19 protein-coding genes are annotated in these 22,296 nt (G+C 42.2%); 2 read left to right on the top strand and 17 right to left on the bottom strand.

Annotated features, from left to right (window positions below):
* Positions 1–46: 46 nt before the first annotated feature.
* The 11 genes from RBH88_RS01930 to RBH88_RS01880 form a co-directional block, all read right to left on the bottom strand.
* A complete protein-coding gene (locus RBH88_RS01930) occupies positions 47–1,090 on the bottom strand; it encodes a DctP family TRAP transporter solute-binding subunit (protein WP_213690883.1) in 1,044 nt (347 codons plus the stop codon).
* An 84-nt stretch (positions 1,091–1,174) separates the two neighbouring features.
* Positions 1,175–2,452 carry a TRAP transporter large permease gene (locus tag RBH88_RS01925; RefSeq protein WP_213690884.1) on the bottom strand — a complete coding sequence of 426 codons (1,278 nt, stop codon included), beginning with the start codon at positions 2,450–2,452 and terminating at the stop codon, positions 1,175–1,177.
* A gap of 11 nt (positions 2,453–2,463) precedes the next feature.
* Positions 2,464–3,006, bottom strand: coding sequence for a TRAP transporter small permease (locus RBH88_RS01920; protein WP_213690885.1), 543 nt, complete (start codon positions 3,004–3,006; stop codon positions 2,464–2,466).
* Between the two features lie 15 nt (positions 3,007–3,021).
* Entirely contained in the window at positions 3,022–4,185 is a 1,164-nt protein-coding gene (locus RBH88_RS01915) for a M20 family metallopeptidase (RefSeq protein WP_307879812.1), read from the bottom strand.
* A gap of 104 nt (positions 4,186–4,289) precedes the next feature.
* The gene (locus tag RBH88_RS01910) at positions 4,290–5,837 is read right to left on the bottom strand and encodes a helix-turn-helix domain-containing protein (RefSeq protein WP_213695967.1); all 1,548 of its coding nucleotides are present in this window, start codon (positions 5,835–5,837) and stop codon (positions 4,290–4,292) included.
* A 104-nt stretch (positions 5,838–5,941) separates the two neighbouring features.
* Complete coding sequence (gene folD, locus RBH88_RS01905; RefSeq protein WP_213690888.1) at positions 5,942–6,787, bottom strand: bifunctional methylenetetrahydrofolate dehydrogenase/methenyltetrahydrofolate cyclohydrolase FolD; 846 nt, start codon at positions 6,785–6,787, stop codon at positions 5,942–5,944.
* Positions 6,788–6,806: 19 nt separating this feature from the next.
* On the bottom strand, positions 6,807–8,477 hold the full coding sequence (locus tag RBH88_RS01900) for a formate--tetrahydrofolate ligase (RefSeq protein ID WP_374047593.1): 1,671 nt from the start codon (positions 8,475–8,477) through the stop codon (positions 6,807–6,809).
* A gap of 160 nt (positions 8,478–8,637) precedes the next feature.
* A complete protein-coding gene (locus tag RBH88_RS01895) occupies positions 8,638–10,032 on the bottom strand; it encodes an RtcB family protein (protein ID WP_213691541.1) in 1,395 nt (464 codons plus the stop codon).
* A gap of 14 nt (positions 10,033–10,046) precedes the next feature.
* Positions 10,047–10,460 carry an archease gene (locus tag RBH88_RS01890; RefSeq protein ID WP_213691542.1) on the bottom strand — a complete coding sequence of 138 codons (414 nt, stop codon included), beginning with the start codon at positions 10,458–10,460 and terminating at the stop codon, positions 10,047–10,049.
* A 55-nt stretch (positions 10,461–10,515) separates the two neighbouring features.
* The gene (gene gap, locus RBH88_RS01885) at positions 10,516–11,517 is read right to left on the bottom strand and encodes a type I glyceraldehyde-3-phosphate dehydrogenase (RefSeq protein ID WP_307879811.1); all 1,002 of its coding nucleotides are present in this window, start codon (positions 11,515–11,517) and stop codon (positions 10,516–10,518) included.
* 69 nt (positions 11,518–11,586) lie between these two features.
* Positions 11,587–12,708, bottom strand: coding sequence for a sodium ion-translocating decarboxylase subunit beta (locus RBH88_RS01880; RefSeq protein ID WP_213691544.1), 1,122 nt, complete (start codon positions 12,706–12,708; stop codon positions 11,587–11,589).
* Between the two features lie 250 nt (positions 12,709–12,958).
* On the opposite strand from RBH88_RS01880, the gene RBH88_RS01875 reads away from it, so the two are divergent.
* Complete coding sequence (locus RBH88_RS01875) at positions 12,959–14,098, top strand: DUF362 domain-containing protein (protein ID WP_307879810.1); 1,140 nt, start codon at positions 12,959–12,961, stop codon at positions 14,096–14,098.
* A 4-nt stretch (positions 14,099–14,102) separates the two neighbouring features.
* Positions 14,103–15,515: a hypothetical protein gene (locus tag RBH88_RS01870; protein WP_213691546.1), complete on the top strand. Its 1,413-nt coding sequence runs from the start codon at positions 14,103–14,105 to the stop codon at positions 15,513–15,515.
* 92 nt (positions 15,516–15,607) lie between these two features.
* Here the strand turns inward: RBH88_RS01870 and RBH88_RS01865 are convergent, their stop codons facing one another.
* The 6 genes from RBH88_RS01865 to RBH88_RS01840 form a co-directional block, all read right to left on the bottom strand.
* Complete coding sequence (locus RBH88_RS01865) at positions 15,608–15,895, bottom strand: hypothetical protein (RefSeq protein ID WP_213691547.1); 288 nt, start codon at positions 15,893–15,895, stop codon at positions 15,608–15,610.
* Between the two features lie 8 nt (positions 15,896–15,903).
* A complete protein-coding gene (locus RBH88_RS01860) occupies positions 15,904–16,362 on the bottom strand; it encodes a hydrogenase maturation protease (protein WP_213695593.1) in 459 nt (152 codons plus the stop codon).
* Positions 16,363–16,452: 90 nt separating this feature from the next.
* A complete protein-coding gene (locus RBH88_RS01855; protein ID WP_213691549.1) occupies positions 16,453–17,886 on the bottom strand; it encodes a Ni/Fe hydrogenase subunit alpha in 1,434 nt (477 codons plus the stop codon).
* A 21-nt stretch (positions 17,887–17,907) separates the two neighbouring features.
* Entirely contained in the window at positions 17,908–18,447 is a 540-nt protein-coding gene (locus tag RBH88_RS01850) for an NADP oxidoreductase (protein WP_213691550.1), read from the bottom strand.
* A 3-nt stretch (positions 18,448–18,450) separates the two neighbouring features.
* On the bottom strand, positions 18,451–20,472 hold the full coding sequence (locus tag RBH88_RS01845; protein ID WP_213691551.1) for a molybdopterin-dependent oxidoreductase: 2,022 nt from the start codon (positions 20,470–20,472) through the stop codon (positions 18,451–18,453).
* 21 nt (positions 20,473–20,493) lie between these two features.
* The gene (locus RBH88_RS01840) at positions 20,494–22,287 is read right to left on the bottom strand and encodes an NADH-quinone oxidoreductase subunit NuoF (protein WP_213691552.1); all 1,794 of its coding nucleotides are present in this window, start codon (positions 22,285–22,287) and stop codon (positions 20,494–20,496) included.
* Positions 22,288–22,296 lie beyond the last annotated feature (9 nt).

The raw sequence follows: 22,296 nt of genomic DNA, 5'->3' as shown, positions 1-22,296 counted from the left end.
TATTTTTATTTAGGGGCAGTTTCTCCCTGCACGGAGAGCTGCCTTTTTACTTTGTTGCCAATTCTTTCTCCGCTGCAGCCATTTCTGCTCTGAAATCTTCAAGAAGTTTTTTTGCAAATTCTGGGTTTCCAGAAAGCTCAAAATACTTTTCATCGGCTTTTTTGGCGATTTCACGGAAACTCATTCTCTGATCGTGTTCAAGCTCTAAAAGTTTCTGATCAGGTTTGAAAGCTTTGACCATCATGTCGAGACGTTTGTCATTAAGGTCTTGCTGTACTTTGTAAACAAAAGGCCGAAGCTCAGCGATGCATTCTTCAACAATTTGTTTTATATCTTCAGGCAAGCTCTTGTAAAAATCAGCGTTGGCAAGGGTGTGCATAACATAGATGTTATGTTTTGAAGCAATGAGATACTTTTGAACTTCCATAAATTTCATTTCCTGGATAATGTAAGGAGCATTTTCCTGTCCTTCAACCATATTAAGCTGCAGAGCACTATACAATTCTGTGAAGGAAAGAGGTGTAGGATTGGCACCGTAGGCTTTATACGTTTCTACAAGCATTTCAGAAGGCATGACTCGTATTTTGAAGCCACTGAAATCTTCGGGTTTAAGAAGAGGTTTGTTGCCTGTCCAATACATGGCACCCTCGCTAAAATAAGAAAGGACTTTTAAACCCTTCGTTTCATAAACACTAGCGAGATCTTCGTTTAAAGCTTTGCTTGTGGCAAGAACTTTTTCGTTGAGCATATCATCGTCAGAGAAAAGGAATTGAAGAGAAAATATCTGGTTTTCAGGAACAATAGCACCACACTGGCCAGGACCTACAAGTGCAAATTCAATAGCGCCATTAAGGCAAAGCTCGAACATTTCTGTGGGTGTTCCCAAGGTTCCTTGTGGATACACATCAAGCTGAATTCTGCCATTAGACTTTTCTGCAAGAAGGCGAGCAAATTCGTTTGCATAAAGGTCACAAACACTACCAGCTATTTCTTCTTCAGCCAGACGCCAATTATACTCGGCAGCAGTTGCAATACCAGAAAACGCAAGAACAAAAGCAAGAACCAGAGCTAACACATGCAGCTTTTTCATAGATATAACCCTCCTGTTTTATTAAATTAAGGCAATATTTTTATCGCCTTATCCTAAACTAATAACTTCTATTCCTTGGGCTATTTACTGAGCAACAGCCAAATCTCTTAAGAACAACGCAATTTGTGGGAAGAATACCAACAAAATTGAAACAAGAACCAAGATAAATACAAAGGGAGGAACACCTCGCACTACATCCATATATTTCTGTTTAAAGATAGCTATAGCAGTAAAGATATTGCAGCCGAAAGGAGGCGTGGTAGATCCGATAGCAGCTTGAAGCGTAACGATCGTTCCAACTAAAACGTTATCCAGCCCTGAAGCAGCAATTGCAGGCTTAAAAATGGGCGTAAGTATCATGATAACAACAATGGGATCGACAAACATGCATCCTAAGAAGTACGCAATAGAAAGAACAGCTAGAATACGAATGACAGAGGGATCTGTTCCCAGCAAAGGAGGCAAAATCAAATTCGGGATTCTGGCAAAGGAGACTGTCCAAGAAAAGGCCTGCCCAACTGCGATAAGAATGAAAACGATAGCAGTAACTATTCCAGTACGTAATGCTAATTTAGGAATATCAGACAGCTTGATTGACTTATAGATGAAAAACTCAAGAACAAAAGCGTAAAGAACGGAAACAGCCGCAGCTTCTGTAGGACTAAATACTCCTGAATAAATACCACCAAAAATAATGATCGGGAATGTAAAACCAAGAATAGCTTCTTTGAAAGCCACCCAACGTTCGCTCCAACTTGCTTTGGTCATACCATTCTCTTTGCGTGAAATAAACCAACAATAAATGGAGAAAAGTAACAGGATTAAAAGACCAGGGCCAACCCCTGCAATAAAAAGCTCCCCAACAGAAGCTCCGCCAACAACACCATAAACAATCATGTAAATACTTGGTGGGATGAGCAGAGCAATAATGGCAGCGTTAATAATCAGAGCAGTAGAAAAGGAAGCAGAATAGCCAGCATTCAGAAGCATGGGACGAAGAGGTCCTCCTATGGCAACTACTGTAGCTTGTGTTGAACCGGAAACTGCTCCAAAGAGGGTACATGCAGTAGCTGTTGCTATAGGAAGACCGCCTCTTTTGTGTCCCACCATTTTTACGACGAAATTCAGTAGTCTATCTGCAATTTGTCCAGAGGTCATAATATCTGCTGCAAAGATAAACATTGGAACGGCTGTTAAAGAGATCGGTTGAATTCCGCCAATAACTTGCTGTATCAACATTGATGGATTAACTCCTGGGAAGTTCAATATAAGAGTTAAAAAAGCTCCAGCTGCCAGGGGAACCATCATTGGGAACCCCAAAATCAGCAATATGATCATTGTGCCCATAAGTGTCAGTAACATTACGTCCCCTCCTAAAAGTCGAAAGATTCTTCGTCTTCAGTGTGCCCTTCTATAACAGTTCTCGAAACGTAGACATCACTGGATGTCAGGTTCTTAATGAGAGCCAGCACATACTGAATACCTGTCATAACGAAACCGACAGGAACCCAAAGCATGATTAAATAGAGGGGAATATGCAACCCTAGTGTCTGTTTATTTATTTGAGCAAGCTTAGCAACATATACATATGCAAACCAGCTAAGATAAAACATTAGAGCTGCCGTTCCAGCACAAACAATAATCATCAAAATTTTACGAGCTTTAGGCCCCAAGAAATCAAAAAGGGCAGACATTCGGATATGGGCACCAATTCTTGCAGCGTAACTGGTTCCTACAAAGGTAACCCATACTATGGTAAACTGGGTCACTTCTTCCGCCCAAGTAAGACTATGGTGGAAAAGATTGCGCCCAATAACATTAACTATGGCAACAAGAGCCATAATAATAATGCTCCACGAAACAACAAATTTTTCAAAACGTTCACACAAATTGTCTATTATATAGAGAAGCTTCATTTATGATCCCCCGTTTTACTTCCTACTTTTCACATATTGTGTAAGAACTTCACCTACGCGAATAACAGAATCGATTCGCACATACTCGTCGGGCTGATGAAAGAAAAGGTCATCACCTGGCCCCAAAATTACAAAAGGAACACCTAAAGAGGGAATAAGGATTGATGCATCTGTAAAATAATTTAATCCTGTTTTTTCCCAGGGAATATCAAGGTCTGAATAAATTCCCTTCAAAGATTGCACAAGAGGTGCTTCTTCATCCATGCCAACAGGTGGTCTGTTGTTAACAACTTCAACTGAAACATGGATTCCTTCATTTAATTTTTCCACGTTTTCTACGCAGGTATAAATTTCTTGAAGAAGCCAATCATGGTCAACGCTAGGTAGGGTTCTGATATCTAGTGTTCCTATCGCACAATGAGGAACGACATTAAATAAATCACTTTCAGCTTGAAGAGAGGTTACAACACAGGTTGAATGGCCAAGGAGATCGTGTTTTTTCTCCTCGTTGAAAAGCTCTGTAATTTTCTCTGCTATGCTATTAAAAACACTCAGAGCATTGACACTTGCACCAGTCATAGCAGCATGAGAAGATTTCCCTAAAGATTTTACACAAAGCCACACTGCCCCTCGTTCCGCCAATCCAATTTTTTCATTGGTCGGCTTAACAAGAATGACTTCTTCCACACTGTTCAGGAATCCTCCCCCTATGAGAGCACTCGCTCCTATGCCTCCAACTTCTTCATCCGCTGTAAAACAAAATCTAATATCTATAGCAGGTTTAAATTCAGCCTTGAGGATAGATAAAGCAGTAAAAATAATAGATGTTACTCCACCCTTCATATCAGCTGCGCCACGACCATAAACGACATCGTCAACTATCTCTGCTCCAAAGGGAGAATGTGTCCATTCCCTAACATCTCCGACAGGAATAGTGTCCAAATGGCCAGAAATAGCTATTCCTCGACTTCTATCCTCTCCTGGAATCGTGATAATCAAGGATGCCCTATTATTGCCGTGATTTATTATTCTTTTCTCAACACGATCGTCCGGGAATAAGGAGGAAATATATGTTACAGCATCTCTTTCATCGCCTGAGGGCTGAGAGGTACGTATACGAATAAGCTGCTGAAGAATTGTAATTGCTTTTTCTCTTGAGATATAGACTTCTCCCGTCATGAATCTCCCCCCTTTCAATAGTAGCTTAGCGGAGGAGAACCATTAGGGCATTAGCTTGAGTGGATAACTTTTATGGGGTTGTCTTGTCAAGTTTTGACAATTAGCTAGAAAGAGCCAAGATCATATAGTTTAAGAGCAAGAGCTATATCAAAACGTTGATCACTATCATCTGGGTCAAAATCAAGGAGTTCGCATATTTTTTTATTCCTATATTTAATGGTGTTATAGTGAAAATTCATCTCATCCGAAACATGTTTTATATTCCAATTGCACTTGTTCAAGACGCGAAGAGTCTGAAGTAATTCACCGTTTGTCGTGGAATCAAATTCTATAAGTTTTTCGAGTACTTTATGGCAAAAGAGAGATGCTTCATGGCTTTGAGAAACTATCGAAAGCAACTTCATAGCTCCTAATGCATCCCAAAATACGATTTTTTGACGCTGTGGTGAAAGATGGGCAACACGAAGAGCTCTACTGGCTTCTCTATAACTTTCATGGGTATTCAATGGGTCAGATTTATATCCTCCTACTGATACGACAAGTTGACAATGAAGCTCTCGCTCCACTTCCTCGTTTAAATGTTCCGCAACTTTCAATAGGTTCGTTTCAAGACTTTTAATTCCATTATCCGGTTCAGGAGGAGAAACAAGAAAAACTATAGATTTTGTCAACAACGTATAAATAGACTTTGGGAAAAAAGCCAAAAACTTAGACCTTATTGTGGAAAAGAAGACCTGAAGCTCACGCTCTCCAGACTCTCCACTCTTTGTTTCTACCTCAATAGAGACAACGACAACGCCATTTGTCGGATTCCAACCAAAGGTCCTTGCACGACTATCTAGTTCTTCTCTTCTCTGCATTTTGTTATAAATAAGGTCACGTACAAATTCATCAATATAGTTACGTTCAACTTGTTGCGTTGACAATTTTTTTTCTATTGAAAGTTTGACAGCTATGACCGCATTTTCCATAGCCGTCATTTCGTAAAAGGAAAACTTTCTGTCAGAACGACTTGATCTATTAAGAATGAGGTAGCCACTTAAAACTCCACCTACTCGAACTTCCATATGTTGATGAAGCCTAATAACTTCTTTCAGGGGATAAATTTTTACATGTTCTTTAAAATCATCAGAATGAGACGCAACAAATAATTTCTTATGTATTAAATCCCTATAGGCTATGCCACAATGTATTTCTCCACGCAAAGCCCATAGTATATGTTCAATGTCTCCGTCGCTAAGTAATATATCTGCAAAAGGGGAAAAAGATGAATAAAGCCCACTTTCATTTGCCTTTATTTCGCTATTTAAAGCGAAAAGGATATCAAGTAAAATCTGATCTGAAGAAATGTGGAAAAGAGGCACGTTATACTCGTCAGCCAAACGAACAAGCTCCAGAGGAAGATCTCCTTGCAAGGCAACCCCAGCTACTCCCGCTGAGAAGGCCTTACGCAAAAGATTCAGATCCTGACTGTAATTATTGTCACTACTTTCAGGAATCCAACCTCCTACAATGAAAAAACCATGCTCACAGGTACGTCCTGCTCTCATGTCATCTAAAAGAACTATCTTCTCAATGACATTATCCAATCCTTTTTCTCCTGCGAGTAATGAAGTGTTAACAAGGGTTTTGCATGTTCGTACAATAGACAAGAAAGTCGTTCTCTCCTCATAAAAAGATTTTCGTATTGTATCACAAGAGAAAAATAAAAAAGAGGCCCTCTGCTAAGAGGACCTCTTTTCAATCTTCTTTACGTCTACTTTTTTTGTCCAGCTTCCAGCGTATTTTGAAGCAACATAGCAATAGTTAGCGGCCCTACTCCTCCTGGAACAGGAGTAATCCAAGAGGCTACTTCAGCTACAGCCTCAAAATCAACATCTCCTACGAGACCTTCTTCAAGTCTGTTCATGCCAACATCAACAATAACTGCCCCCTCTTTCACCATCGAAGCAGTAATCAGATGAGGCTTGCCAACAGCTGCTACAACAATATCAGCCTGCCGCACGATTGAAGCAAGATCTCTCGTTCTGCTGTGACAGATAGTAACTGTAGCATTACGATCAAGAAGAAGATGGGCAATAGGTTTTCCTACAATATTGCTTCGTCCAACTACAACAGCATGTTTTCCTTCAATATCTATGTTATAAGCATCAAGCATGTACATTATTCCCTTAGGAGTACAAGGATGCACCGCTGGTAAACCTGTTACAAGATTCCCCATATTTACAGGGTGGAAACCATCAACATCTTTTAGCGGATCAATAGCTTTCAATATTTTATTTGTACCAATTTGCGGAGGAAGAGGAAGCTGCACAAGTATTCCATCTACAGCTTTGTCGTTATTAAGGGTTTCTATAAGTTTTAAAAGCTCTTCTTCTGTCGTCGTTGCTGGCAGCTTATGTAAAAAAGAATTAAACCCTACTTCCTTACATTTTTTTTCTTTCTGACCTACATATACTTTTGAAGCAGGATTTTCCCCGACAAGAACAACTGCAAGTCCTGGAATGTGCTTCCCTTCCGCTTTTAAAGAATCAACTTCTTTTTTTATAGATGCTCTTACGTCTGCTGCTACCTTTTTTCCGTCAAGTATTTGAGCTTTCATTTTTAATGGCCTCCCACTTTTAGAACAAGCCGGTAATATTTCCGTTATCGTCAACGTCAATTCTCATAGCGGCTGGAACTTTCGGAAGGCCAGGCATGGTCATTATCGATCCCGTTATGGGAATAATGAAACCTGCTCCCGCCGACAGGCGAACTTCTCTCACCGTCAGCTCAAAGCCTTCTGGACGACCTATCAACGTCGGGTTATCAGAGATGGAAGCCTGCGTCTTCGCCATGCATATCACCAAATCATCCTTACCCAAACGATGAATCTCTTCAAGGTCTTTCTCGGCCTGGGCCGTATAGGTCACACTCTTCGCTCCGTAGATCTCCTTCGCTATCTTCTCGATCTTTTCCTTCGGGCTCAATGTCGTCTCGTACAGCTGATGGAAGGTGTTCTTCGCTTCTACTGCCTTCAATACCTCTTCCGCCAACTCTATGCCGCCTTCGCCGCCCTTCGCCCAGATCTCCGACAGCGCTACCGATACACCGAGGGCTCCACATCGCTCGCGCACAAGCTCAAGTTCTCTCTCCGTGTCTGTCGGGAAACGGTTGATTGCCACTACAACTGGAAGACCGAAGCTCTGCATGTTCTCTATATGCTTCTCAAGGTTCGGAATCCCCTTCGATAACGCCTCTATATTCTCATTCGTCAGGTCGCTCTTCGCCACTCCGCCATGCATCTTCAAGGCTCGGACTGTCGCCACGATCACTACCGCCGATGGGTTCAATCCACCCATACGACACTTGATGTCGAAGAACTTCTCTGCTCCAAGATCCGCTCCGAATCCGGCCTCGGTAATGAAGTAATCGGAAAGCTTCAGACCATATTTCGTCGCCTGCAGGCTGTTACAGCCGTGGGCTATATTCGCAAAGGGACCTCCGTGAACAAAGGCTGGGACATGCTCAAGAGTCTGCACAAGATTCGGCTTCAACGCATCTTTCAACAAGACCGCCATTGAGCCCTGGGCGTTCAGATCCCCTGCCGTTACGGCCTTACCTTCGTACGTATAGGCAACTACAATTTGGGAAAGACGCTCCTTCAACTCATGAATGCTGCCTGAAAGACACAGAATGGCCATCACTTCGGAGGCTACCGTAATATCAAATCCTGACTCGCGAGGCACACCGTTCGCCTTCCCTCCAAGACCGACGATCACGTTCCGAAGGGCTCGTTCGTTCAGATCCATGACTCGACGGAAAACAACTCGGCGCGAATCTATGTTCAATACGTTGCCCTGCTGCAGATGGTTGTCGAGCAAGGCTGCCAGCAAGTTATGGGCTGCCGTTATTGCATGAAGGTCTCCGGTAAAGTGGAGGTTGATATCCTCCATGGGAACAACCTGGGAGTAACCGCCTCCTGCCGCACCGCCCTTGACTCCGAAGCTCGGCCCCAAAGACGGCTCGCGAAGACCTATGCTCACCTTCTTGCCAAGCTTCGCCAGGCCCTGGGCGAGACCTACTGTCGTCGTTGTCTTTCCCTCTCCTGCCGGAGTCGGGGTTATGGCTGTCACCAATACAAGCTTTCCGTCCTCTCGATCCTTGATCCGATCCCAGAGTCCGTACGTTACCTTCGCCTTGTACTTTCCGTAAAGCTCCAATTCCTCTTCGTCGATACCTAACTGAGAAGCTATCTCCACAATAGGCTTCATTTGGGCCTGCTGTGCTATTTCAATATCGCTTAGCATCATTCGTTGCCTTACCTCCTCTACTCATCGTGTACAAGATCATTATCATGCCGTTGAATATTGCCAGAACGGAGAGCATCCTGAATATAATAATGCATTTTTATAGAACTATCCATAATTGTACGCTGAAATATTCTTGCATTTTTTAAAAAGATATAATATATTAACCTTTTATTACAGCTATAGGTCGAAGACGAGCCACCTTTAAACTGAGTTGGGCTTTATGTACAACCTCTACAACAGCGGAAATATCCTTATATGCTTCGGGCATTTCCTCCCCTAATGTTCGTGGGCTATCTGCCATTACCGTCACACCTCGCCGAGCCATCTCTTCAAACAAATTCATACCTTTTGTCCGGCGCATCGACTCGCTCCGGCTTAAGACACGACCAGCTCCATGACATGTAGAAGCAAAAGTTTCTTCCTCTGCTTTTTGAGTTCCTACCAAAACATAACTGGCAGTTCCCATGCTACCGGGAATAAGTACAGGTTGCCCTTCATAGGATCGGGTAGCCCCTTTACGATGGACACATACTTCTACTTTCCGTTTCTCCCATACATGTTTTTCTATATGAGCCATATTATGGCTAACGTCATAGACAGTAAAAAGAGGTCTTCCTGGGAAAAAGTGAGCAAAAACATCTCGCACCGCTGATCCTATAATCTGCCTGTTAGCCAAAGCAAAGTTCGCAGCAGCTCTCATAGCTCCAATATAGCTTTGCCCCTCTTCAGAGAGTATAGGAGCACAGCACAGTTGTCGATCAGGAACATTAATTTTATATTTAGACATAGCCCTACGCATGACTTTCAGGTAATCATCGCAAACTTGATGACCAAGTCCTCGACTTCCACAATGAATCATGACGGTTATACATCCTTCCTCAAGATTCATGCGCGATGCTGCGTTTTTATCGTAGATTTCATCTACAACCTGAATTTCAAGAAAATGGTTACCAGATCCCAGTGTTCCAAGCTGATTTTTACCTCGCTCTTTCGCTCTGGAAGAAACAGCCTCACAAAGAGCGCCTTCAATACAACCATTTTGCTCTGTATGTTCCAAGTCGCTATGTATACCATATCCCTCTTTGACCGCCCAATGAGCCCCCTTACAAAGAACGGCATCTAAATCTCTTGATGATAATTTCACTGTACTTGTTGCTCCAACACCGCTTGGTACTGCTGAAAAAAGGGAAGAAGATACTGAATCTAGAGTAGGTAAAATATCTGATAGTTTAATATAAGAGGAAAGGAGGCGAACTCCACAGGATATGTCATATCCAACTCCTCCAGGTGAGATTATGCCTTTATCTACTTCAAAAGCAGCAACTCCGCCTATAGGAAATCCATATCCCCAATGAATGTCTGGCATAGCGAAACTGTAACCTAAAATCCCAGGCAAACATGCTACATTTGCTACCTGTTGCAATGCACTGTCTTGTTCCAATGTTTTTTCTATATAGTGATCAGCAAAGATCAATCCCGGCACCATCATTCCTGATAATGCTTCTTTCTCTAAAATCAAACGAACACTATCCACTCTCTTTAACATATTTTTCATACTCTCACCTCTCTCTACACATCAAGAAAAATTCTGAGAAAAGGTTTGGGTTCCTCGTAAATAACAAGTCCTCCATATGTTGCAGCTTTGGCTGACATCCGCACTGAATGACTCTTTACAAGAACGCCATCTGCTTCAAGATGCCATGTATTTTTTCTTACTACGAGAGTTAAAGGAATAAAGAGCATTCTATGTTTTTCATAAATATAAATAAGCTCGTTAAGCCATGAAACAACCAGTTCTTCGAGATCTATTCCATCAAGTAAAATTGTGTAACGGCTTCCATCATGAATATTTTCATCAGATAAAGTATTCCCGTAACAAACACCATAGAGAGCAAAAGCTGCTTCCTTGAATAATTCATCAAGAGAAAGAGCGTCTACCTCAAACCCTACATCTGCAGTATGTTCTATCTCTTTCCAGACCATCAGAAGCCCTCCGTCAAGGTAATAAAAAAGGCGACTCAGTAGAGTCGCCTAAGATTTATCGAGAAATAAAGTTCGCTACATCGATCATTCGCCTTGAGTATCCATACTCATTGTCGTACCACACTAATATTTTAGCGACTCTATTCTGAAGAACTCGCGTAGAGGGGCCGTCTACAACCCCCGAGTGCGGATTCCCCAAAATATCGGCAGAAACGATTTCCTCATCATTATACTCAATAATATTCCGAAGTTCCTCTTCTGAAGCCCTTTTAAGAATATTGTTTATTTCCGCAACAGATACATCTGATTCAAAGTGCACAACCATATCGGTGAGGGCACCATCTGGTATGGGAACTCGAACTGCTATGGCATCAAGCTTGCCCTTCAGCTCAGGCAAGACAAGAGCTGTTGCTTTTGCAGCCCCTGTAGATGTGGGAATAAGAGAAAAAGCTCCCGCTCGTCCTCGTCTTCGCTTAGATAAGGGAGAATCAACGAGCGTCTGAGAAGACGTATACGCATGTACAGTCGTCGCCATAACATAGACGATACCCAAAGACTCGTTAAGTACTTTTAAAACAGGAGCCATAGAATTCGTAGTACATGAAGCGTTGGAAATAATCGAATGTTTTAAGGGATCATACTCCTTTTCGTTAACCCCCATGACTATACTTATATCTGCACTTTCAGAAGGAGCACTTATAATAACTTTTGCAGCCCCACCTTCAAGATGTCCTTTGGCTTTCTCCCTCTTCGTAAATCGGCCGGTACACTCCAACACGACCTCAACGTCCCTCTCACTCCAAGGAATTTTCGAAGGGTCTGAAATTGAAGTCACATATATCCGTTTCTCGTCTAAATCAAGGTAATCAGGCCCTGCCTCAATATGGAAAGGGGCCTTGCCGTGAATAGAATCATATTTAAGTAAGTAAGCTAATTCATCTACAGGTATAAGATCGTTAATAGCGACAATATCGATATTCTCAGGAGGATCAATTACATACTGTCGCAACGCCAAACGGCCAATACGCCCGAGGCCATTAATCCCTACTTTTTTCATCTCTCTTCAGCTCCTTTACCTAAAACTATTCACATTGTGACGCTAGCAAAGTTTCACGTCAAGAAATACTTACCCTAAAAGAGCGAGGAGAATTCCTCCAGCTAAAACAGAACCTATTTGTCCCGAGACATTTGCGGCAACTGCCGGCATAAGAATAAAAGCATTTTTATCTTCTTTATATGCCATTTTTTGTACAACCCGCGCTGCCATAGGAAAAGCAGAAATTCCTGCAGCTCCTATCATCGGATTTATTTTTTTAGTTAGGAAACAATTCATGAAACGAGCCGAAAGAACACCAACGGCAGTATCAAGAATAAAGGCAACAAGTCCCATTCCTAAAATGGCAAGGGTTGACGGTTGCAAGAAACGATCTGCGGTAAGAGTAGCTGAGATTCCAAGTCCGAGAAGAATGGTTACAATATTTGCCAGTTCGTTTTGGGCTCCTTTGGCAAGACGGTCTACAACGCCGCTCTCTCGAAGAAGGTTTCCAAACATAAGAAAGCCAATAAGAGAAACAGAGGCCGGAGCTAATATTCCAGCAATCAAAGTAACGCAAATAGGGAAGAGGACCTTTAATCTCTTGGAAACAGGTTTTTCTGCGTAGGTCATTGCAATTTTACGTTCATCCTTCGTTGTCAATAATCGTATTACAGGTGGCTGAATAAGAGGAACGAGTGCCATATATGAGTAAGCAGCTACAGAAATAGGCCCCAAGAGATGAGGTGCAAAACGAGAAGAAACATATATGGAGGTAGGCCCATCTGCCGCTCCGATAATGCCTATGGAAGCCGCTTCATTAATATCAAACCCCAGCAAGAGCGCCAGCCCCATTGTCAGGAAGATGCCAGCTTGAGCTGTAAAACCAAAAAGAGCTGTCATTGGAGACTGAAAAAGAGGTGTAAAATCAATCATAGCTCCAACAGCTATAAAAATAAGAAGAGGAAAAAGTTCTGTAGAAATACCTATATCAAAGAGCAATGAAAGAGCTCCAGGATGAGAGGTCCCCGCTACAATTTGAGTTAAAGCCGATGTCAACGGAATGTTGACTAATATGGCACCGAACCCCATGGGAAGAAGTAATGCTGGCTCATACTCTTTAACAATAGCTAAATAAATAAGAAGTAAACCCACACCTATCATAATGCCTTGCTGTATTGTTATGGAAGCAATGCCTTCAAAGATAGTTTCCAACTATGTTCACACTCCTGTCTTCATACATTAAGATAGAATTTTATTCATAAAAAAAGACCCTTAGCATGACTTTCGCCACACTAAAGGTCTCGCTTATTGGCAATTACCAACGACAGAGCCAGACCTAAAGGTCATGATGTTGACCCTGCCTTTTCAAGCTACTCCCCTTCAGGAGGTTGTTAACTTATAGAAGTTATTCTAACTTAGCCTTATACTTTGTCAATGGATAATTGTTCAAAGGGGGATAAAAATGATTTCTATGATGCTCATGAAACAAGAAAGCTACGAAAAGAATTCCCTGAAACAAAAAATAAATCGTATATTTAATCACTTTATAGATGAAAGGCAAATTATTTTAGAGAACGCCACTGTTTTATTGAAACCCAATCTGCTCTCGGCATCTCTTCCGGAAAAAAGAATAACAACTGACCCAGCAGTCGTGGAAAGTATCGCCGAAGCAGTGCTAGATAGAGGTGGTCATCCAATAATAGCTGATAGTCCAGGTCTAGATCGCTTCTCTTCTGTTGCTGAAAAGACCGGGATGAACACTATAGCCCAAAAGCTTCATATTCCGGTTGTTGAATTGACAAACCCTACACCTATTCCTGTCTCTCGCCAGGCTCGTTTCCATCGTATTGAATTGTCACAAACAGCTCTTGATGCAGATTTTATTATTAATATCCCCAAGCTTAAGACTCATGCACAAATGCTTTTTACTCTTGGGGTTAAAAATCTCTTTGGAACTGTTGTTGGTCAGCAAAAGGCTTCCTGGCATTACAATGTTGGTTTGAATCGTGATATTTTTGCTGAGCTTCACCTCGATATATATGAAGCGCTTTCTCCCACATTAACAATTATTGATGGCATTTGGGGTATGGACGGTCATGGCCCTGGAAATGGGAATCCACACTTTTTTGGTTTACTGGCTGCTTCAGATGATGCTATAAATCTTGACGTTACAATTTGCCGCATGCTTCATGTAAAGCTTAAGGATTTTCCTCTATATCGAGCCGCACAAAAAAGAGACTTGATTCTAGATAAATCCTGCATCTTTTTTAATTGTGAAGAACCAGACTCCTTCGATTTTCAACATGTTAATATGCCCAACCTTGACTCACTACATCTTCTTCCTCCTTTTTTGGATGTTATTTCGAAACGATACCTCGTTTCACGTCCCGTGCATAAACCAGAAAAATGCATTCGATGCAGAAAATGCGAAGAAATATGTGCAGCCCAAGCTGTAACTTTGGACTCATACGGGAAACTTAATTTCGATTACAATAAATGTATTCGGTGCTTCTGTTGCCAAGAAGTATGTCCTAATGATGCTATTGAATTTCGAAAAGGTTTGGTGCTCAAACTACTCGATCTTATAAAGAGCAGGTGTTGACACGGTGAGTTTTCCCTTCGCACGTTGGAAAGATAATCCAGAAATTACACAGCAATATAAGGCTTTCGAAACACTTTTAAATGCATATAAGAAATATAGCATTTCTGACGATGTCCAGGAAAAGATCGAATCGCGAAAAATCTGGCAAAAGCTGGGAGAATGCTATTGGCAATGCGTATGGCTTTTACTTGAAGCTCAAATAACACAGAATCCCGATCAGCTTTTTTTCGACGAAAAAGAAGATCTCTTTATTAATTACGGTCTTGTACCTACTGAAGAATATTGTGACACCTTTGAAATAGATACCTCAGCAGCTTTACCTGCCGGATTATTTCAATATGTTACTTTAACTGACTATTTTAATGAATTATATTGTTTCGTCTTCCAACATCCTTATGAAAAACCTCTTAAGGGGCTATCTTTGTCTGAACGGAAAAATCAACTAAAGCGACGTCTTGAATCGAATAAAAAAAGGCTTCATCTCCTTTTGCAAGTCATTATGGGAAAAGAAAACACTTCTATCGAAGATAATAATCTCACAATGATTTCCAATCTTGAAAAAAATCTTCCGAATTTCACAGAAGTAGAATTCAGAACTCGCAAGTATCGGGAAAGCAATGAAGAGACTCACCAATCCATGGCTTCTTCACACTACACGTACAAAGAAGCTGAACGAGCAATGATGACACTTCTTAAAGAAAGGTGCTCTTTAGAAGAAGGGGGCATTACGGAAGAAGAATACAAACGTATTCTGGCGATGCATTATCAAGCTCAATACTGTTCCATGGCTCTTTCCTTTCTTGAAATAGAGGAAGAAAAATGGCGCCAGAAACAAGAGCGTTTTGGAGAGAAGTATAAAGAAGAAAGTGTTGCTTTTCAGAAACGTGAATTTCGATCAATGTTTGACGCTAAAAGAGAATATATTTCTTTGACAGCTAAAAGTGCCAGAACAGACCTTTCTCCCCTTTATATTCCAGGCAAGAATGCAAAGGTACTTCCCTTAGAGCAAGGAGCTTCTCTAATGGAAGAAATGATCAGTCGCGATACAGACATGCTACGTGTAGCCCGCGTTCGAATGTACGGTTTACCTACAGTTATTTTAGTTCCCGGGCATGGCTATGGAACATACGATTGGAGCGATAATACTCTGCTAATCCCCTTTGTTTCTGCTCATAGCCACGAAAAAAGCGTAGCTTACGCTCTCGCCACATTTCGTTGGGATAGTGACGAAGATAGGGCTATTAAAAATAGTTATGAGCTTATTAAAGAAAACCGTAAAAAATCTATAATCACCCTTGCACAATCATTTTACAAAGACTACTTTCTCTGGCTCACCAAAGAATGTAAAGGATATCGTATTTTACCCAGAGAAACACATAAAGTCTTTAAACAACTTTTTCCCATATTAGATCTGTAAATAAAATAAGAAGGAAAGGAAACTCCGAGAAAAATCTCAAAGTTTTCTCCCCTTCTTATTTTTCTAATTTATGCTTTTCCTATCTGCAACTCTTAATGATGGTGATGATGGGAATGCTCATGCTCAGCCTCTGAAAATAAGCTTTCTTCTAGTTTTTCCAGTGCTTCCCATAAATTTTTCAAGTTTGCTTTTTTAGATTCGATGGCGTGAAGAAAGGCATGTTTAGCCTCATGACCTTCCACCGCATGCCATCTGGCAACAAGACTTGTCATTCCTTCCAATTCTTCAGCAATTGTTTCACGAAGCAATTCAGCTTCTTCTAACGGACCATGAACATGAAGATGTCCTTCTGTTGATTCTGGAGTTATAACCTTACACATAATTAAAATTAAACCTCCTCTCGTTTTTTCCACCACTTATGAAAAGCTTCTTCTGCTTTATGAGCATCTGATAGGCACTGTTCAGTAAGTGTCTCTGCAAAATTAAAGGAATATCCTGAAACAGAAAGCAACCAAGTTTCTGGCTGCTTCATGTCAAGACGATCCATTAAAGAAAGCAACCATGCAGGCCCCATTGAATGTATGTTCAATCCTTCAAGAGATGAATCTGACATAACCTGCTCAAGTATACACCCTTCAGGTAACGGTCTTACATCAGCATCTATAAATAAAACTAAATCAACATTTTCAAGATCATATGCCAATTCTGGCAAAAGTTGTTGCCCAGTCCACAACTCAACGTCAACTCCGCAACCTTCAAGCCAACTGGCAATTCGAGGGGCAAGAAATAAGCCAACACTATCATCTTCGCGAAAAGGATTTCCAAATCCTGCAACGAATACTCTCATGTATAACTCCTTTAATAAAAGGCAGGGCCAGGGAGCTCCCCCCTAACCCTGCCGTGATCCGTTATGGATTACGAGAAAGAACGATTTCCTCTAATGTTTCTCAATTGTGCGAATTTCTTTCCCCATCGCATCAAGTATGGAAAGTTTCAAAGGCATTCTACCCACAGCATGCGTAGAGCAGGAAAGACACGGATCATAACAGCGAATAACGTGTTCCATTCTGTTAAGAACACCCTCTTCTACTGTTTCTCCATGTATATACTTTTTAGCGACAAGTTCTACGCCCTTATTCATAGCATAGTTATTATGTCCGGTAGCAACTATAAGGTTTACTTTAGTAATGGCACCTTTTTCATTCACTTGATAGTGATGAATCAGCGTCCCACGAGGAGCTTCGATAACACCAATACCCTCTGGCTGAAGGTCATTTGACGTAATCCTTAGTTCCCTGCCGGTAATATCCTCATCGTGCAGTAGTTCTTCCATACGTTCCACTGCATACATAATTTCGATCAACCGAGCATAGTGATAATACATTGTGTAGTGAACAATGCCATCTTCTGTCAACTTTCTGAAAGCAGCCAATTCTGACGCAGCTTCAGGAGTTGAAATAGTATCGCAAGCATTAACACGTCCCAAAGGTCCAACTCTATAGCTACCATGAGGGAATCCCAATGGCTTATAGAAGGGGAACTTCAGATAGCTCCATGGCTCTACGTGTTCACCTATGAAAGTCGCATATTCAGTTGAATCAAACTCGTCTGTTATACGACCTCTCGGGCTACGTAAACGAATCCGTCCATCATAAAGTTCAAGATTTCCTTCTCGTACAAGCCCAAGATAAGAAGTCTCTAAAGTTGCAAATTCTTTAGCTTCGTTACCATGCTCAGCCAAATAATTTTTGATTAGATCTAAAGCCTTGCGAAGATCTTCTTTTACCTTTGGAATGCCAGCCAGAATCTCATCTCGCTCGTCTTCCCTCAAACTTCTGTTTACCCCACCAGGAATGCTGTGCCATGGGTGTACTTTCTTACCGCCAAGAGTCTTAATAACTTCCTGACCAAATTTTCTCATTGTTACACCCATAACAGCCAAATCTGGGAACTTATTGACCAGACCAGCTACATTACGAACGGCAGGATCAGCATCAAATCCAAACAAAAGATCAGGACTTGAAAGGTGGAAGAAAGAAAGAGCATGAGACTGAATAAACTGCCCCATATGCATAAGCTCACGAAGTTTATGCGCCGTGGGAGTCAACGTTACACCAAGAATAGCATCGCATGCTTTCGCAGATGCCAAATGGTGACTGACAGGGCAAATTCCACAAATTCGAGGTGTAATTACGGGCATTTCACGGAAATCACGTCCCTGTGTAAACGCCTCAAATCCTCTAAACTGCGTGACATGAAAACGGGCCCCGGTAACTTCTCCCTTTTGATCGAGCATTACTGTAATTTTTCCATGTCCCTCAATACGGGAGACAGGATTAACAACAATGGTCTTTGCTTTTTCTGCACACATTTTCGATCTCCTCCCTGCTCCCTAATCGTATCTCATCATATCTACAGGCACTTTAGGAATACGTCCCTGCAAAATTTCTTGGAAAACATAGTAAATAGTGTCTGCATCCGGAGGACATCCGGGAACATACACGTCAACTTTTACTTCATAATCTACAGGCACGGCATGGGGTAGCAATTTAGGAATATCTTCTCCAGGGATAATGCCCTGAGGATTTACTGTAGAGACAGTATTGATATATCCTTCTTTCAGTACGTCTTCTGCTTTCATGAAGTTTCTCATACAGTTAATTCCGCCAAAAACAGCGCAATCTCCCCATGCAATAAGGATCTTGCATTTCTTCCGCATTTCCTTGGCGAGATGTACTTCCTCTTCATTTCCCAAGGCTCCAGAGATAACGCCAACTTCGACTTCTGGAAATTCTTTTATGTCTGTCACAGGCGTAGCCGTCAGATCTACCTTCTCAAGGAGGTCTATAATCCGTTCATCAATATCAAGAAATGACATATGACATCCGGCGCATGCCTCAAGCCAGACAGTAGCTACTTTTGGTTTAGACATATTCTACACCTCCTCAGAGGAGACCACTTGGGCCTTATCTGGAGAAATTTTCGATTTAAACGCATTTTCACAAGGTGACGCCGAAGATGTAGAGAGAGAAACACCCATTTTAGACGCCAAATCCTGGAAAACCTTTGACAAACCACGAAGCCCCTCTTTAGGAGGAACAACCATATTCATGCGGCGACGCTCCCCTTCCAGAGTGCAGAAGTGGCCGCTTCGCTCATACCATGCAGGCATCGGAAGTAAAACATCTGCCATGTTAACCAAGGGACTGACCATATATGGAGTGTGGACAACAACAAATCTTGCTTTGTTCATAGCTTCTAAAGACTTGGGATCTTCGGCAACCATACCTGTCGAGTTAACATACAGGAAGTCAAGATCTGCTGTTTCAAGCCAAGGAGTCTTGCCTAAAACAGTATTCCAGGCACCAAGACTATTCCCGCTAAGAATCATAGGAACAAGTCCAAGCCCATCATCAAAAACGCCTTTGGCTGTAATAGCCATATTTACAGCTTCCATAACAATCTGCGGATGTTTGGCCAATCTTGACCCCAATACAACAATTGGTTTTTTTGCATCGGCCAAATATTTCGCCGCTATTGCTATTTCTTCTGGCTCCATATTCGCAAGATCAGCTACTGAAGAAATACGGTTCTCGGCATCTTCTCTTCCTGCAACAGCTTCGGTAAAGGAAACGAGAGCACCGTGAAGAACTTCTGCCGATATACGGATATCAGCATCTGTAATATCCTCGAAAGGATTATCCTTGGCCGAGAAGTTAATAAGTTTTGCACCATTCTTCACTGTAGCTACTCTGATATAGCTGGCAACTACAGGAGCTTCATTCTGAGGATCTCCGCCAATAACAATAATGGCATCACTGTCAAGTATGTTATGAGCTGCTGTAAAGGGGCGCACTCCCTGACTTAAGAACGGCTTGAAACCTTCTTCAAAACCACGAAGGGTATCCCCATTAAAGCAATCGATTTTGTCTATTTTCAGAGAATCACGGAAAAAGTCTGAAATAACAGAGAGTTCTTCGTCTGTAGAAAGCCCTGATACAAGGGCGCCAGCCTTCTTTTCAATCTTGGCCGTTCTCAGTTTATCAGCAACGAGTCCGAGAGCTTCATCCCAAGATGCTTCCCGGAATGTTGAGCCAGTACGGATCATAGGAACAGAAAGACGTTCTCTTTCTGTGGATTCAGGCAGCCACCAACGGCCTTTATGACAAAGCTGCCCTCCATCGGGACTTGTTACTGAAGCACCTTCAACTCTTGTTATGCTGCCCGTTCTGACATATGCCTTTATTTTGCATCCTACTGGGCAAAGAGGGCAAATACTCTCAACGACCTCGTCACAATCGTTACGACGCCCACGATAGACAAAATCGCGGATGGTAATAGTTCCAGTGGGGCAAACCTGAGCACAAGCTCCGCAAGAAACGCATGTGTCACTTTCACCAAGAACTTTACCAAGATCGGAGACTACGCTGGCGTTCCAACCCCGTTTTTCAAGATCTAAAGTATGTGCTCCAACTTTCTCATCACAAATCCTGATGCAGCGCAAACAAAGTATGCATCTGTTATGGTCTACCTGCAAATCTTCATCTGACGCATCATTATGAAAATCCGCATAGAGATAAGGATAGCGAACCTTATCCATTCCATGTTCAATAGCAAGACGTTGCAGTTCGCAATCTCCACTCTGTGAACAGAACATACAGAAGTGGTTTCTTCCAGCAAAAAGAAGTTCAAGAATCTGACGTCTATATTCTTTTAACTTTTCTGTTTGTGTGTGAACAACCATGCCATCTGTAGCTGGTGTTGTGCATGAAGTCAGAAGTTTATTGCTTCCTTCCACTTCCACGACACACATACGACATGAACCTATAGCAGAAATACCCTCAAGGTAGCAAAGGGTCGGAATGTAGACATCGTTTTTACGGGCTACTCCAAGGATAGTATCCCCTGCAGTTCCCTTACAAACTTTTCCATCAATGTTCAGAGTAATTTCGCTCATATTCGCATCCTCCCTGCCACACTAACCTTTGATAATGGCTCCGAAGGGGCACTTATCATAGCAGGTGCCGCAACGGATACATCTCTCTGTGTCGATGGTGTACCCCGACGCTCTATCCCCAGGGATACATTGTACCGGGCAGTTTCGAGCACAAAGGCCACAACGCTTACAAAGGTCCTGGTCGATGGAGAATTCAATAAGTGCAGGGCAGACACCTGCCGGACATTTTTTGTCTCGTACGTGAGCAATATACTCATCTTTAAAGTAACGAAGAGTCGTAAGTATGGGGTTAGGAGCAGTCTGTCCCAATCCACACAGAGACATTTCCTTGACCATAAGGGCAAGGTTTTTCAGGTTTTCGAGATCTTCCATCGTGCCCTTACCTTCAGTAATTTTGTTAAGAAGCAACAACATTTGCTTTGTTCCCTCTCGGCAAGGAGTACACTTTCCGCATGATTCCCGCTGTGTAAACTCAAGGAAGAATTTAGCAACGTCGACCATACAGTTATCTTCGTCCATAACGACCATTCCGCCGGATCCCATAATGGCTCCAACTTCTGCAAGAGACTCGTAGCTTACGGGAATATCAAGATGTTCTTCCGTAAGGCATCCTCCACTGGGGCCTCCAATCTGAACAGCCTTAAATTTCTTATCGTTAAGGATGCCGCCACCTATATCGAAAATAATTTCTCTCAAGGTGATACCCATGGGAACTTCTACAAGACCAGTATGTTTAACTTTTCCTGTAAGGGCAAAAACTTTCGTTCCCTTAGATTTTTCTGTTCCCATCGAAGCGTAATGAGCACCACCATGACGAATGATATAAGCGACATTTGCCCATGTCTCAACGTTGTTAATATTCGAAGGCTTTCCCCACAACCCCTTATTGGCAGGGAATGGAGGACGTGGACGGGGCATACCCCGCTGTCCCTCAATAGAAGCCATTAGAGCTGTTTCTTCACCACAAACAAAGGCTCCTGCTCCCTCTTTGATATGCAAATTAAAGGAGAAATCAGTACCCATAATATGTTCTCCAAGGAGGCCATATTCTTCAGCCTTTGCTATAGCTGTCTTTAAACGCAGAATTGCCAAGGGATACTCGGCACGACAATAAATATATCCTTCATTGGCCCCTATAGCATACGCTCCAATCATCATTCCTTCGATTATGGCGTGGGGATCTCCTTCAAGAATTGACCTGTCCATAAATGCGCCTGGGTCCCCTTCGTCAGCGTTACAAATAACATATTTTTTGTCTCCTTGAGCCCTAGCACAAAAAGTCCACTTTAAGCCTGTAGGGAATCCGCCGCCCCCACGGCCACGCAAGCCAGAAGTTTTTATTTCTTCAATAACCTGCTCGCGAGTCATTTCCGTCAAAGCTTTACCTAAAGCTTCATAGCCATGCCGAACAATATATTCCTCTATATTATCCGGGTTGATATAGCCGCAGTTTTCGAGAGCTATACGATGCTGTTTTCCATAGAAAGGAATTTCTTTATAGTGAGGAACTTTAGGAGCTTCTTCTGAAACAGTATAAAGAAGCCGGGGAACAATTCGTCCTTTTAAAAGATGTTCGGAGACTATTTCCTTAACATCATCTGCAGCAACCCTGCAATAGAAAGTTCCCTCTGGATAAACAACAACGATAGGCCCCATTTCACACATACCGTGACAACCTGTAGGAACGACGAGGACTTCCCTGTCAAGTTTTTGTTTACGAAGTTCTTCTCGGAATGCGTCCATCACATCATGGGATCCACTAGAGGTACATCCAGTTCCTCCGCAGATAAGAACGTGAGAACGATAGATCGGCATTCTGACTCC

Source organism: Aminobacterium sp. MB27-C1 (genome assembly GCF_030908405.1).
GTDB lineage: Bacteria > Synergistota > Synergistia > Synergistales > Aminobacteriaceae > Aminobacterium.
Note: the sequence above shows the minus strand (reverse complement) of the source record. Positions and strands in the feature narration are given on the sequence as shown.